Raw genomic sequence first — 13,588 nt, forward strand, 5'->3', positions numbered from 1 at the left:
ATGGGCCGATCAGGCCGTTGCGGCAGTCCGATCCGTCTCGGCGGCAGCGGTACCGGAATCGTTGCCGGATTCGGTGGTGGGCTTGCGGCGCCGCCGCCGACGCCGGCGGGCCGGCTTGTCGTCGTCGGGCTGATCGGCTGCGACATGCTGTGCCGCACCGGTTTCTGCCTTGTCGTCGGCGGAGGTGCCGGTCGCGGCCGGATCGGCCGACGTCGCCGCGGTGTCACCGTCGACCGCCTTGCCGCCGCGGGTGCGCCGCCGGTTGCGTTTGCGCGGTGCACGCGGCTCGCGCTCGACCACGACCGCGTCGGCATCCCGCGCGGCAGGGGTACGCCGCACGGTGCCGGTGGCGTTCTCCGGAATACCGAGATCGGTACGCAGGTGTTCGGAGCGGGAATAGGTCTCCACCGGTTCCACGAGGCCGAGACCGAGGGCGGCGTTGATGGAAGCCCACCGGTGCATCTCGTCCCAGTCGACCAGAGTGACCGCGACGCCCGTGCGTCCGGCGCGGCCGGTGCGGCCGATCCGGTGCACATAGGTCTTCTCGTCCTCGGGGCACTGGTAGTTGATGACGTGGGTGACATCGTCGATATCGATACCGCGTGCGGCGACATCGGTGGCGACCAGTACGTCGATCTTGCCCTTGCGGAACCTGTCGAGTGCCTTCTCGCGCGCGATCTGCCCCAGGTCGCCGTGCACCGCGCCGACCGCGAAACCGCGCTCGGCCAGATCGTCGGCCACCTTCTGTGCGGTGCGCTTGGTGCGAGTGAAGATCATGGTCGCGCCGCGCCCCTCGGCTTGCAGCACCCGCGCCACCATCTCGCTCTTGTCCAGCGCGTGGGCTCGATAGACGAACTGGGCAGTGCGGTCGTGCACCGCCGAATCGTGCGGCTCTTCGGCCCGGATGTGGGTGGGCTTGTGCAGGAAGGTCCGTGCCAGGGTGATGATCGGCCCCGGCATGGTCGCCGAGAACAGCATGGTCTGACGCTTCTCCGGCACCATTGCCAGCACTCGCTCGATATCGGGCAGGAAGCCCAGATCGAGCATTTCATCGGCCTCGTCGAGTACCAGCACACCCACCTTGCCCAGGATCAGGTGCTGTTGTTCGGCCAGGTCGAGCAGTCGTCCCGGCGTGCCGACGACCACGTCGACGCCTTCGCGCAGCGCCGCGATCTGGGAGTCGTAGGGGCGGCCGCCGTAGATCGAGGTGACGCGCAGCGGGCCCTGCTGGTTCTTCAGATACTTTCCGGCGTTCTCGAGGTCCTTGGTGACCTGTACGCACAGTTCGCGCGTCGGCACGATGACCAATGCGCGCGGCGTGCCGTCCAGCGCGGTGGTGCCGGAATCGGTGGTGGAAATTCGATGCAGCAGTGGAACGCCGAATCCGAAGGTCTTGCCCATGCCGGTGCGGGCCTGGCCGATCAGGTCGTCGCCGGCCAGCGCGAGCGGAAGGGTGAGTTCCTGGATGGCGAATGTACGTTCGATTCCCATCTCGCCCAATGCGCGCACGATTTCCTCGCGCACTCCCAATTCGGCGAAAGTCGGGGGAGTGTGGGTGTCGTCGAGTTCCGCTGTGACCAGCGTGTCGGACAATCCCGGTTCTTGTTCTACGGTGAGCTTACTCAGCGTCGTGCCTTCCTCGTGTGAATCGCATCCCGCGCGCACGAGGGGTGATCGGCCCCGCAATTCCGGGCCGTCGCAAATCCAGCGGGTTCCACCTGCACTCTCGTCATCGCAGACGCTGCCGATGCGGTGCAAAAGGTGTCGCGGATCCGGTGCGCGCACATTTTCTGTGAGCTTCGGTTAACCCCTGTCGCGTGCCCTCGATCGGCCGGTCGAAAATGCCGGTCACGATATGACGGTGCGAGCCAAAATTTCCGTTGCTCCTGGATATTGTAGCGTGATACCTTTTTCGCTTCATTCCCGCAGTCGTATGGCGCGTCGCGCCCGCGTGTCCTGCGCTGTGGCGCAGCGTAATTCAGCCCACAGTTATTCGGCCCACATATCTGAGACCGGTCGTCACAGGTTAAGTTGATCGGCGTGAGCTTGGCACAGACCGTGGGCATCGCGGCCCGCAACGCATGGGCGCTGACCTTCGGTGCAGGAATCGAGGCTCCCGTCACCACCCCGTCGACGGTGCTGTGGGACGAACCGCACCGGCTGCTGCGGCGCTACGACGTCGATCCCGCCGGGCCGGCACCGGCCGACGATGCCGCTGTGCTGCTGGTGCCACCGCTGGCCGCCCCCGCGAGCTGCTTCGATCTGCGGCCCGAGCTGAGCCTGGCGCGCTTCCTGCTCGGTATCGGGCGTCGGCCGTATCTGGTCGACTACGGCGAGATCGGCTTCGCCGACCGGGCCATGGGCTTCGAGACCTGGTTCGACGACATCCTGCCCGAGGCCGTCCGGCGGGTGTCGGCCGATCGTGACGGGGCGCCGGTGGATCTGATCGGCTGGTCGCTCGGGGGTGTGTTGTCGCTGCTGACCGCGGCCGCCGACGCGGCACTGCCGATTCGCTCGATCACCGCGGTCGGCGCTCCGCTGGACTACAGCCGGGTCAACGGTGCGCCCCAGGCCCGGGCGCTGGCGCGGCTGGACGGCGGACGTGCCGTCTCGGCGCTGATCCGGGCGAGCGGCGGTATCCCCGCCCCACTGACCCGCATCGCCTACCGCGCCACCGCTTGGGAACGTGAACTACGCCGCCCGCTGTTCGTGGCGAGCAATCTGACCGACGCGGCGACGCTGGCGCGGATGGAGACCGTCGATCGGTTCCAGGCGACGCTGCCCGGCTATCCCGGCCGCTTCTACAACCAGCTCTGGAGCAGGTTCGTGCTGGCCAACGACATCGGCAAGGGCGTCGTGCACATCGGGGCGCGGCCGGTCGAACTGGCCGAGGTCACTGCGCCGGTGCTGCTCGTCGGTGGCACCGCCGACGTGATCACTCCGGCCGCGGCGGTGCAGCACGGGTTGCGGACCCTGACCGGTGCCCGTGCGGTGCGCTACGAAACCGCGCCGGGCAGTCACCTGGGGATCCTGACCGCGCGCGACACCACGTGGGCGCAGATCGAGAAGTTCCTCGCCGATCAGGGATGAAATCACCCGGGTCGCGACCACCGATGCGGTGTCGCCGGACGCGGTGAGACGTCGACGCACTGGTACCGGTTCGGGGAGTCGGTACTAGTCTGGAGATCATGGGTGCAAGCACATCTGGCGCGCTGGGTGTTTCGACCGAATCAGATCTTCGAATTCCCGCCGACCATCTCGGTGTCACCGATCTGTTCGCGGTCCTCGCCTACGGTGAGATCTCCGCGTACTACCGGTTGGCAGAGGAGGCGAAATTATCGCCGACGCTGCGCGGAAAGGTTGCGGCCGCCAAAATGGCCGCCGCCGAAATAGGACATTTCGAAACTCTGCAGCAGGCATTGCAGGAACGCGGGGTCGACGTATTCGATGCGATGGCCCCGTTCGTGCGGGCACTGGACGCCTATCACGCCTCGACCGATCCTTCGACCTGGCTCGAATCGATGGTGAAGTTCTACGTAGGTGACGGGCTCGCCGCCGACTTCTACGTCGTTCTCTCCGATGCGCTGGTGCCGGAGGTGGCGGCGGTGGTGCGCGATGTGCTCGCCGAGACCCGCCATTCGGAGTTCGTCGTCGAGGAGGTGCGCCGGGCGGTGACCGACAGCCGTTCCGAGCGGGACCGGCTCACCCTGTGGGGGCGCCGGCTGCTCGGCGAGGCGATCACCCAGGCACAGCATGTGATGGCACAGCGGGACGAGCTGACCGAACTGGTTCTCACCGCGACCGGCGACCTGAACGGCGTTGCGGCCCTGTTCGAACGGATGCAGGATTCGCACGCGGAGCGCATGCGCGTGATCGGCCTGGGCTAGGTCGTGGCACCCGTTGCGGACCGTGGCATGTTCGCTGACAGCACAGGCGGGCACATCGTCGCGATCGCGTGCGCTGCATTAGCCTGAGCACGACAGCATCTGGACTCTAGGAGGTTGGCCGTGGAGGTCAAGATCGGCATTTCGGATAGCCCGCGGGAACTGGTCATCGCCAGCTCGCAGACCCCGGAGGAGGTCGAGGCGCTGGTATCCGGCGCGCTGAACGGTTCGGGTGGTGTGCTGTCGCTGGAGGACGAGAAGGGGCGCAAGTACCTGGTCCAGGCGAACAAGGTCGCCTATGTCGAGATCGGCACCGCCTCCGGCGGCCGCGTGGGTTTCGCCGCGGTCTAGGACACCGTTCGCCGACCGGAACACAGGTTCGCCGCCCGGCCGAGCAGACAGTGAAAGGCCCGGATCCGCAACTGCGGATCCGGGCCTTTCGTTCGTCGTGCAGGACCGTCGTGCTTCCCGCGGACCGAGGGTCAGCGGAAAGAGGACAGCGGAATGCGCGAGAGGCCACCCCAGCACAGCTGGACGGTGGTATCGACGGCCTCCTCCTTCGGAATCGGCCGGTCGGCCTCGAGCCAGTAGCGCGCGGTGATCTGGCTGGCGCCGACCAGCCCGACCGCGAGGATGCGAGCCCGGTAGGGGTCCAGGCCGGAGTCGTGTGCGACCAGATCGAATACGGCGTCCACACACGCCTCGGTGGCCTGTTCGACGCGACGCTGGACCTGCGGTTCGCTGGTGAGATCGGATTCGAAAACCAGCCGGAAACCCTGGGTTTCGTGATCCACGAAGTCGAAGTACGCGGCGACGGCGGCGCGCACGCGCTGCCGGTTGTCGGTAGTCGACCGCAGCGCTTGGCGAACACTGGAGACCAGTGCGTCGATGTAGTTCTGCAGCACCGCGAGATACAGCTCCAGCTTACTCGAGAAGTGCTGGTACAGAACGGGTTTGGAGACGCCGGCGCACTGCGAGATCTCGTCCATGCCGGACGCGTGGTAGCCGCGTAGCACGAAGACCTCCCCGGCGGCGGCAAGCAGCTGGGCACGGCGGGCCTCGCGGGGTAGGCGGGTTCCGCGCTTGCTCGGTGCCATGGCCGCGGACGACGATCGTGACGTCGTCCGGTCCACGAGCTCAGTCATTTCGGTTCTCCCAATCGATTCCCGGAGGGAACGTGGACGTACAGAGGTATCCATCGAACGATACTCGTTCGTGATGCACCGCGCTGCGGGTCGGTGTACTTGGATACGAGTCGATCCCGTTCCTGCATTTGTGATATTCGATCAACTTCCCATACTTATTGGCAACCTGTCAGTAACCGGTCGTCGTGAGAAATCTCGCACAGTGGTGAGATTCATCGCAACCCGGACGGCACGACGACAGGGATGTAGGTGCGCTCGAGCGGGCTGTGAGACTCTGTTCCGGTGAGCGACCAACGGGGCAGATCGACCGGCGGACCTGATTCGCGCCGCCCCGCCGGCGTCTACGACCCGTTGGGTTTGTATTCCGGCAACGGTCGAAACGAATCGGATCCGGCCCGGAACGAGGCCCCGGCCGGTTCGCATCAACCGCTGCGAGCGAAATGGGATCCCACCGGAGGTGATTCCCGTAATCGCCCCCGCCCGGAACGGGACACCAAAAAACAGAGCGCGATCGGCCGATTCGTCTCGACCTACGGATGGCGCGCCTACGCGCTTCCGATACTGGTGATCATCACGGTCCTGGTGCTCGTGGACGCGGTCAAGGGGGGTGGCGACAATTCCGGCAGCAACATCCCGGCCATGGGAAGGCTGAGCCAGCACAACGACAAGGCCGGCATCATCGGCGCACCGCCCAAGGGGGACGGCAAATTCGCGGGTGACCCGTCGTCGGGGGCACTGCCCGAGGGTGGCCCGTTCACCGAGGCCGGCGCCGGGACCTGGCATGTCGTCGCGGGCACGACCCCACAGATCGGTGCCGCGCACGAACACCTGTTCACCTACACCGTCGAGGTCGAGGACGGGGTCGACACCTCCTCGTTCGGTGGTGACAAGGCCCTCGCCACCATGGTCCAATCCACCCTGTCCAATCCCAAGAGCTGGACCCACGACGACCGGTTCGGATTCCGCCGGGTCGATCGGGGTGAACCGGATTTTCGCATTTCACTGACCTCGCGCCGGACCACGAAATCCTCGTGTGGATTCGAGATCCCGATCGATTCCTCCTGCTACAACTCCGACCTGGGCCGGGTGGTGCTCTCGGAGGTTCGCTGGGTGCGCGGGGCCACCGCCTTCGAGGGGGATATCGGCTCATACCGGCAGTACCAGATCAACCACGAGGTCGGCCACGCCATCGGCTACCACGAACATCAACCGTGCGAGAACGACGGGGGACTGGCGCCGATCATGATGCAACAGACCTTCGGTATCCGGAACAACGACATCGCGACGCTGGATCCGCAGGGTGTGGTGCCCATGGACGGCAAGAAGTGCCGCTTCAATCCTTGGCCCTACCCGCGCGGATGACACCGTGGTGCCGAGTGGAGCAGCAGGGGCATCCTGAGAGTCGGGCCCGGGAAGAACGACCCGGCCGGCGGCGTTGCACCCGTCAGCCCTAACGGCGAATTCGATTCGAGGAGTCTGCGACGTGTCATCACCACAGTCCCTGCCGCCATTGGTCGAACCGGCCGCGGAGCTGACCAGGGATGAGGTCGCCCGCTACAGCCGGCATCTGATCATTCCCGACGTCGGGATGGACGGTCAGAAACGCTTGAAGAATGCCAAGGTGCTCGTGATCGGCGCGGGCGGCCTGGGCTCGCCGGCGCTGCTGTATCTGGCGGCGGCCGGTGTCGGAACACTCGGCATCGTGGAGTTCGACGAGGTCGACGCGTCGAACCTGCAACGCCAGGTGATCCACGGCCAATCCGATATCGGCCGGAGCAAGGCCGACAGTGCGCGCGACTCGATTCTGGAGATCAATTCCGGGGTCGAGGTGGTGCTGCACAAGTTCCGGCTGGAGCCGGAGAACGCCGTCGAGTTGTTCTCACAGTACGACCTGATCCTCGACGGCACCGACAACTTCGCGACCCGCTATCTGGTCAACGATGCGGCGGTGCTGGCGCACAAGCCCTACGTCTGGGGCTCGATCTACCGCTTCGAGGGGCAGGTCTCGGTGTTCTGGGAGGACGCTCCCGACGGTCGCGGCCTGAACTACCGCGATCTGTACCCCGAGGCCCCACCGCCGGGAATGGTTCCCTCCTGCGCGGAGGGCGGCGTGCTCGGTGTGCTGTGCGCATCGATCGGTTCGGTCATGGTTACCGAGGCGATCAAGCTGATCACCGGTATCGGCGAAACCCTGCTGGGCCGGTTGATGATCTACGACGCACTGGACATGAACTACCGCACCATCAAGCTGCGCCGCGATCCCGAGCGGGAGCCCATCACCGAACTCATCGACTACGAGGAGTTCTGCGGTGTGGTGTCCGAGGAGGGGCAGACCGCGGCAGTCGGCTCGACGGTGACCGCCCGTGAGCTCAAGGACATGCTCGACGCGGGTAAGGACGTCGCAATCATCGATGTCCGTGAGCCGGTGGAGTGGGATATCGTCCGCATCGAGGGCGCGACCCTGATTCCGAAGGATCGGATCCTGTCCGGTGAGGCGCTGGCCGAGTTGCCGCAGAACACTCCGATCGTGCTGCACTGCAAGACGGGTATCCGCTCGGCGGAGGCGCTGGCCGCGGTCAAGCGTGCCGGCTTCGCCGATGCCACCCACCTGCAGGGCGGGATCGTCGCCTGGGCCAATCAGGTCGATCCGAGTCTGCCTGTCTACTGATCGGGACCCCGTCTCACCTCGGCGTCGTTCTCGGCGTGGTTACTCGAGTGGACAAGTTCGTGGGGTTACGGTACGGCCGTGACATCTGTCGAACCTCCCGAGCATGTGCGCTCCACTTTCGGACTGCGCGAAGTGGTGCCGGTCGCCCTCGGTGACTGGGACGGCGGATGGCGTTGCGGAGATGTGGTGCTCAGCCCGGTGGCCGATCATGCCCGCGCCGCGTGGTCGGCCAAGGTGCGAGAGACATTGCAGGTGGACGGGGTGCGGTTGGCGCGGCCGGTACGAGCCACCGACGGGCGCTACGTCGTTTCCGGCTGGCGCGCCGACACCTATCTGGACGGCACCCCGGAGCCTCGCCACGACGAGGTGGTGTCGGTGTCGATGCGGCTGCATCACGCCACCGCGAGCCTGGAGCGGCCGCGGTTCCTGATCCAGCAGCCCATCGCGCCGTGGGTCGATGTCGATGTTTTCGTCGCGGCCGACCGCGCGGCCTGGGAGTCGGTCCCGCTGCGCACGCTGAAGGCCGGCGGGATGCTCGCGGGTGCCGCGCCCGACGGCCGTCGCAGCATCGACATGCTCGCGCAGCTGGCCACCCTGCGTAAGCCGATGCAGGTTCCCCCGCAGCTGGTACACGGTGACTTGTTCGGCACCGTGTTGTTCACCGACGGCCGGTCTCCGGGCCTGACCGACATCACCCCGTACTGGCGCCCGGCGTCCTGGGCGGCCGGGGTGATCGTGGTCGATGCGCTGTCGTGGGGCGGGGCGGACCCGGGACTGCTGGACCGGTGGTCGGATCTGCCGGACTGGCCACAGATGTTGCTGCGTGCGGTGATGTTCCGGCTGGCCGTGCATGCGCTGCATCCACGGTCGACGGCCGAGGCGTTCCCCGGACTGGCGCATACCGCGGATATGATCCGTTTGATGCTCTAGTTGCGCGGCTCGGCTGCCGGCGGACCTCAGTGTGGCTGTACGGGGTACTCGGCGATCAACGCGCTCAGGAAGCACCGTGCGGCGCGGGCGGCACGGTCACCGTCGCCGTCGATGATCGCCTGCACCAGTTCGGTGTGTTCGTCGTGGTAGTCGCCGCCGAAGCGGGTGTTGCGGGCGCGGATCACATCCTCGATCACCGGCAGCAGCGAATCGTAGAACTCGAGATACACCGCGTTGTGGCTGGCCGCCACGATGGCCCGGTGCAGTGCCACGTCGGTGTCGATAGCCGTCGGGTTGCCGTCGTCCCAGTCCTGTCGCCGTTGCTCGAGCAGTTGGCGCAAGGTCTGCACATCGCCGTCGTCGCGGCGTAACGCGGCCAGCCGGGCGGCCTGCACGTCGAGGGCCTGCCGCAGTTCCAGGACATCGCGTTCGACGGCGTCGGCGAAGTATTTGGTCAGCGTGCCACCCAGATCCGAGGTGGCGATGACATATGTGCCCGAGCCCTGCCGTCGCTCCAGCATCCCCGCGTGTACCAGCGCTTGGACCGCTTCGCGTACGGTGTTGCGACCGGTGCCCGTTAATTCGGTCAATTCCGGTTCGGTGGGGATGCGGGAGCCGATCGGCCAGCGCCCCGAACGAATTTCAGTGCGCAGCTGGTCGGTGACCTGGGCGATGAGGCTGGTGCGCCGGACTGGTTGCACGGACGACACAGTACTCCGCCTCACATTTGGTTGCCCACTTTCATCCAATCATCCTATGATTTTCCGAGTGACTGTCACCAACGAGCAGCAAACGAGTACCGCGCGCCGCCAGCGCCGTTCCCTGACCGAAGGACGGGTCCTGGTGCTGGCCGCCATCGTGGTCTCGGCGCTCACCCTGCGTGTGGCCGTCACCGCCTTCACGCCGCTGGCGGAGCGGATCGGTGCCGATGTCGGTTACTCGACCGCGGTCGTCGGCGTCTTCGGCATGATCCCGACCGCCATGTTCGCGCTGGCCGGTCTGATCACCCCGATCTTCGTGCGCCGGCTCGGGCTGGAACGCACCGCACTGGTCGCGATGCTGATGGCCGGCCTGGGGCAGCTCGTACGCGCCGTGGTGCCCGACACCTGGGAACTGCTGGGCTTCTCGGGTCTGGCGCTGGCGGGTATGGGCATCGGCAACGTTGTTATTCCACCGCTGGTCAAACGGTACTTCGCCGATCACCTGGCGGTGCTCAGTTCGGTGTACATCACCATGGTGCAGATCGGCACCGTCGTTCCCGCGCTGATCGCGGTGCCGGTTGCCGATGCGGCCGGATGGCGGGTGTCGATCGGGCTGTGGGCGCTGATCGGCTTCGCGGCCGCGGTGCCGTGGTTCGGTGTACTGCGCGGCCGCAAGGGCCGCGACCGGGTGGATACCACCGCGGTGGCCGACGTTCCGGGCGAGATCCCGGCACGCGCCGGCCGGATCACCCGGTCTCCGCTGGCCTGGGGGATGGCGGCGATGTTCGGAATGACCTCGCTCAACACCTACGCGATGTTCACCTGGCTGCCCAAGATCCTCGCCGATGCCGGAGCCGATGCCGCCTTCGGTGGCACCATGGTGGCCTTCTTCTCCGCGATCGGCCTGGTCTCCGCGCTCACCGCACCCTCGTTCACCGCGCGGATCCGCAATCCGTTCCCGGTGGTGGTGGTCTGTGCGGTGTCGTTCTTCGTGGCCTTCGCCGGGCTGCTGCTGGCGCCGATGAGCGCGCCGTGGTTGTGGGTACTGCTGCTGGGCTTCGGGCCGAGTACCTTCCCGATGGCGCTGACGCTGATCAATCTGCGGACCCGCACCCAGGCCGGTTCGGCGGCACTGTCCGGATTCACCCAGGGCATCGGCTACACCGTGGCCTGCGTGGGTCCGCTGCTGTTCGGCGTACTGCACAGCGCGTTCGGGGGCTGGGGCGCTCCCTTCGCACTGCTGTCGGTCGCGGTGCTGGTACTGCTGGTGGGCGCCTGGCAGGCGTGCAAGCCCCGCATGCTCGAGGACACCTGGAGCTGAGCGGCAGGATTCGCCTCCTCTCCGCTCAGCCTCCGATCGTCAACCCGATGCTCTCGCCGTACTTGCGCACTTCGTTGCGCGCCTGCGCGAGATCATTCAGTGTGAGTCCGGGCATCACCGATTCGACGTAGTCCGCCATGGCCTGCTCTCGGTCGATGACATCCATTCCGCGCCACTTCCGAGCGTGCCTCTCGTGCAGCCGCATCTCCGGCAGCGGCAAGCCGAGCTCTTCGCCACGAGTCCGGGCCCGGGCCGGATCGAGCAGCATGGTGAAGTCCGCGGACCCGGGCTCGGGCGAGAGCACCTCGACATCCAGCGATGCGATGGCCCCGGCGCCGGAGTCGAGCAGGGCTTTCATCGAATCGACATTCTCTTGCAGCAGGTGTTCGTTCATCCCGAGGTGACCGACCACGAAACCAACCTTGAGCAGCAGCCCGGCGTTACCGGCAGCGCGCAGAGCCCGCACATTGTGATCGAACATCTTCTCGGCGCGAAACGCCGAGTCGCGGTCGCGGACCGGCGTGAGTGGCTTGTTCATGGCATGCAACGACGCCGCGGTGCCGGCATCGAGGCCGACCATCAGCTGCCGGACCCCGAGCGAGCGGAGCATCGTCGTGTGCCGTTCGTCGGAGAGGCCGTCGGCGCGTGCGTAACCCACCAGCACCGGTCGTTCGTCGTCAGCGAGATCACGCCACCACCGCGGCGGTGAATCCAGCATCTCGCGCAATAATCTGCCGAACGTCAGTGGCAGCTCGTCTGCGGTGAGATACAGATAGTCGTAGTTTTCCGAGTACGCGGTGTGCAGCAGATGCCACGCTGCGGCGGCATCGGGAACGGCATTGCGCCACATCCCGCCGAATTGGATGGAGCAGAACGAGCAGGCGTCGTTTCGAGCGAACTTGATGCAGCCGCGGCCGATTTCGACCGGCATACCGGCTCGTACCTGCCGCCCGGTCAATCGCGCGAACGTGGGTACGACGCGCTTGCGGAAGTTGAGGTCGTAGCGGCTCGTATGGTCGAATGCGGCGTCGAGGAGGCTGTAGTCCAGTGCGGTGAAAATCGGCTCCGTCGCCTGCGGTTGAATCGCTACGCGACCGTCGGCACGTGTGGCGAGTCCGGGGTACCTCTCCGGCCGGACGGATTCGCCGCGGCGCAGTGCGGAGATCAGAGCGGTGAAGCTGCCGATCACTTCGTTGCCGACGAAGCCGTAGTCGATGACGCCCGCCCTTCGGGACATACATTCGTGGCTCAGTGCGGTCATGTGATCATTGCCGACGATGGTGATGATCCGGCTGTCGATCCGCTTGGCCGCCGCGCACAGGTCGAGACCCGCCTCGTAGGTCGCGGTGAGCGCGCTGATGCACAGGGCGAGTACCTGCGCTGCATGCTCTTCGAGATATGCGAGCACTTCGTCCCACGGCATCACCGTGGCATCGAGGTAGACCGGCCGCACGCCCGGAACGTCACGGATCGCGGAGGCCAGGGTGAGAATCCCCAGATTCGGAAAATCGGACCAGTCTGTGTGCTCCTCCGGCTTGGTCACAGTGCAGGTGGCGCCGTCCAGGACCGTGTTGGAGTTCGGCGGGCTCACGACCAGAACCTGCATTTCACGGTTCGGATGCATGCCGGTCACACCTCCGCGTGGGGCAGTTGGACGGTCAGTTCGTCCCAGTTCCGCACGAGTACCGCGGTGCCGCGCTCGGCATCGGTTATCGACGCGCCGGCCCATCGGGAGAAGAAGCTTCGGAGCCCGATCTCGATTTCCACCCGTGCCAGGGCCGAGCCGAGACAGCGATGCGGACCGCCGCCGAATGCGAAGTGGGTGGACGCGTTCGCTCGCGTAACGTCCATCCGATCGGGGCATCGGTACTGCTCGGGGTCCCGGTTCATCGCCGTCATGTACAACGGTCGTTGCGGTTTGATCCGGAAGCCCTCCACCTCGGCACCGGCTTCGCAGTACCGCGGCACCAGCATGACCGGCCCCGCCAGCCGCAGCACCTCCTCTGTCGCATTCGGCCACAATTCCGGTTGGTGCGTGAGTATTTCGAGTTGATCCGGATTCTCGATCAACAGGCTGATTCCGGAGACCAGGGTGGAAATCGTCGTCGAATATCCGGCGACGAGCAGCAGATTGACCGTTCGGCGAAGCTGGTCCCGGCTGATCGTCCCGGCCCGCATGGCCTCGACCGAGGAAGCGATCACGGACCCGGATCCCGGCCGTACCTGCTCGATGTGTCGATCGGTCCATTGATCGAGGTGCGCGCTCGACCGAGCGAGCTCGAAGAATTTCCGACGCGTCAAGCCGAGGTCGATCAGGTGCGAGACCTTCTCCGCATGGACGCAAACCTCCGACAACTCACTGGAGTCGATCTCGAAGGCGAGCGCCAGAATTTCCTGGGAGAGTCTTCGGGCGTAATGCTGCACGATATCGACCCGGCCGTCGACATGCCGGTGGGCCAGTTCTGCACTGAAGGTCTCGGCGCGCGCCTCGATCTCAGGCCTCAGAACGTCGGCTGCCTGGCGGGACAGGCGGTTTCGCAGTAGCGCTCGCGCGTGGGTGAGTTCGGGGCCGTTGAAACCGACCAGTGACGGTGGTTCGAAAGGGTCGGCGAACGAATGGGTGTTCACATACGAGTAGATCCGCTGCATCCACGGGGGCATCAGTAAACCTGCATTGGGGCTGGTGAATTCTCTCGGCCGACCGAAGATCTGACGGGCGAGGCCATGTGAGGTGATCACGATGCCGCCGCGGCCCCGGACGATCTCACCCCTGGCCCGGATATCTTCCTGAAGAGCCGGAAGGTCTTTCGCGCTGAGCGGATCGAACCACAGCTGGGCGTGGGCGTCGCCCTCGGTGGCTTTCGGTCGCAGATACAGGTGCGCGACACCGTGTCGTAGCGCCCATTTGATCAGGAGGAGCATGTCTCCTCTGAGTTCGT

12 protein-coding genes are annotated in these 13,588 nt (G+C 66.0%); 7 read left to right on the forward strand and 5 right to left on the reverse strand.

What is annotated here, in order from left to right; all coding sequences use genetic code 11:
* Window positions 1-9: 9 nt before the first annotated feature.
* A complete protein-coding gene (locus tag NV2_RS19045; protein ID WP_084475093.1) occupies window positions 10-1,593 on the reverse strand; it encodes a DEAD/DEAH box helicase in 1,584 nt (527 codons plus the stop codon).
* A gap of 447 nt (window positions 1,594-2,040) precedes the next feature.
* On the opposite strand from NV2_RS19045, the gene NV2_RS19050 reads away from it, so the two are divergent.
* The 3 genes from NV2_RS19050 (at window position 2,041) to NV2_RS19060 (ending at window position 4,235) form a co-directional block, all read left to right on the forward strand.
* Window positions 2,041-3,090, forward strand: a complete 1,050-nt coding sequence (locus NV2_RS19050) for a polyhydroxyalkanoate synthase family protein (RefSeq protein WP_067876030.1) — start codon at window positions 2,041-2,043, stop codon at window positions 3,088-3,090.
* 98 nt (window positions 3,091-3,188) lie between these two features.
* Window positions 3,189-3,887: a ferritin-like fold-containing protein gene (locus NV2_RS19055; protein ID WP_067876033.1), complete on the forward strand. Its 699-nt coding sequence runs from the start codon at window positions 3,189-3,191 to the stop codon at window positions 3,885-3,887.
* Between the two features lie 120 nt (window positions 3,888-4,007).
* Complete coding sequence (locus tag NV2_RS19060; RefSeq protein ID WP_067876036.1) at window positions 4,008-4,235, forward strand: DUF3107 domain-containing protein; 228 nt, start codon at window positions 4,008-4,010, stop codon at window positions 4,233-4,235.
* A gap of 131 nt (window positions 4,236-4,366) precedes the next feature.
* Here the strand turns inward: NV2_RS19060 and fasR are convergent, their stop codons facing one another.
* A complete protein-coding gene (fasR, locus tag NV2_RS19065) occupies window positions 4,367-5,029 on the reverse strand; it encodes an HTH-type transcriptional activator FasR (protein WP_067876040.1) in 663 nt (220 codons plus the stop codon).
* 282 nt (window positions 5,030-5,311) lie between these two features.
* Here fasR and NV2_RS19070 point away from each other — a divergent pair, with 282 nt between their 5' ends.
* The 3 genes from NV2_RS19070 to NV2_RS19080 all read left to right on the forward strand — a co-directional run bounded on the left by NV2_RS19070 (window position 5,312) and on the right by NV2_RS19080 (window position 8,627).
* Window positions 5,312-6,391, forward strand: coding sequence for a DUF3152 domain-containing protein (locus tag NV2_RS19070; RefSeq protein ID WP_168436141.1), 1,080 nt, complete (start codon window positions 5,312-5,314; stop codon window positions 6,389-6,391).
* 121 nt (window positions 6,392-6,512) lie between these two features.
* The gene (gene moeZ / locus NV2_RS19075; RefSeq protein WP_067876043.1) at window positions 6,513-7,697 is read left to right on the forward strand and encodes an adenylyltransferase/sulfurtransferase MoeZ; all 1,185 of its coding nucleotides are present in this window, start codon (window positions 6,513-6,515) and stop codon (window positions 7,695-7,697) included.
* 78 nt (window positions 7,698-7,775) lie between these two features.
* On the forward strand, window positions 7,776-8,627 hold the full coding sequence (locus tag NV2_RS19080) for a TIGR02569 family protein (RefSeq protein ID WP_067876045.1): 852 nt from the start codon (window positions 7,776-7,778) through the stop codon (window positions 8,625-8,627).
* A gap of 26 nt (window positions 8,628-8,653) precedes the next feature.
* On the opposite strand, the gene NV2_RS19085 is transcribed toward NV2_RS19080, so the two are convergent.
* Window positions 8,654-9,328: a FadR/GntR family transcriptional regulator gene (locus tag NV2_RS19085; protein WP_067876295.1), complete on the reverse strand. Its 675-nt coding sequence runs from the start codon at window positions 9,326-9,328 to the stop codon at window positions 8,654-8,656.
* 55 nt (window positions 9,329-9,383) lie between these two features.
* Between NV2_RS19085 and NV2_RS19090 the strand changes: the two genes are divergently transcribed.
* Window positions 9,384-10,649, forward strand: coding sequence for an MFS transporter (locus tag NV2_RS19090; RefSeq protein ID WP_084475061.1), 1,266 nt, complete (start codon window positions 9,384-9,386; stop codon window positions 10,647-10,649).
* A gap of 25 nt (window positions 10,650-10,674) precedes the next feature.
* Here the strand turns inward: NV2_RS19090 and NV2_RS19095 are convergent, their stop codons facing one another.
* The gene (locus tag NV2_RS19095) at window positions 10,675-12,273 is read right to left on the reverse strand and encodes a B12-binding domain-containing radical SAM protein (protein WP_168436142.1); all 1,599 of its coding nucleotides are present in this window, start codon (window positions 12,271-12,273) and stop codon (window positions 10,675-10,677) included.
* 5 nt (window positions 12,274-12,278) lie between these two features.
* Complete coding sequence (locus tag NV2_RS19100; RefSeq protein WP_157102970.1) at window positions 12,279-13,571, reverse strand: cytochrome P450; 1,293 nt, start codon at window positions 13,569-13,571, stop codon at window positions 12,279-12,281.
* Window positions 13,572-13,588: the final 17 nt, after the last annotated feature.

It is taken from the genome of Nocardia vermiculata NBRC 100427, from assembly GCF_001613265.1.
GTDB classification, from domain to species: domain Bacteria; phylum Actinomycetota; class Actinomycetes; order Mycobacteriales; family Mycobacteriaceae; genus Nocardia; species Nocardia vermiculata.